Below are 643 nucleotides of genomic sequence, written 5' to 3'. Positions count from 1 at the left end.
CGAGTGCCAGACGTTGCCGCCAGGCGGGTCGCACCGAGGACGAGGCCGCGCTGCGCGACACCGTGCTGCTCACCCGCCCGGGCGATGATGTCGGGCCCGCCGGCCGGACGTTTTTGGCCTGGCGCCGCCTGGCGGCGCGACCTCCGGAACATCTGCTGACGGAGGCAGGCCTCACCGCCGTGCACGAGGAACTTGGCCATGCCGGCGACGACGAAGCCGTCACCGATCTGGTTGACGAGATCGGCCAGCTGTCTGCGGCAGAGGGGGTTGTCGAGATGCTGACCGGTGCTTTCGCGAGCGCCGGGCGCCATGGCTTCGGACGCTATTTGGGTTCGTGGCTCGCCGACGCCATGCTCGCGCAAAGATTGGGATGGCCGCATGCGGTGCCGCTTCTGGGAGCGCAGCCTGCATCGGGCGGGAGCACGCGTGGCGCGCCAGTGAGAACAACCAGTCTGACGCAGAGGGATCAGGCGCCAGGCGGGGAGAGGGTGCAGGGCCTGCTCGTGGCTCAGGCGCGCGCAGCGCTGCGGGCGATCGACCTCTCGACCGAGCTCGGCCGCCGCGCCGAGCGGCTGCTCGCCGTCGCGCCGAAGCTGCGGGCGAAGGGTGCGGACCGTGTCGTCGAAAAGCTGCTGTCCGACGA

General features: G+C 70.9%; 1 protein-coding gene. It reads left to right on the top strand.

The features are described 5' to 3' along the window. A partial coding sequence (locus EOA24_RS40145; RefSeq protein ID WP_127410932.1) for a DUF1403 family protein occupies positions 1-643 on the top strand: 643 nt, incomplete at both ends.

Origin of the sequence: Mesorhizobium sp. M2A.F.Ca.ET.039.01.1.1 (assembly GCF_003998035.1) — a bacterium.
Classification (GTDB): Bacteria; Pseudomonadota; Alphaproteobacteria; order Rhizobiales; family Rhizobiaceae; genus Mesorhizobium.
The sequence above is the reverse complement of the archived record's forward strand: the minus strand, read 5'-3'. Positions and strand labels throughout refer to the sequence as shown.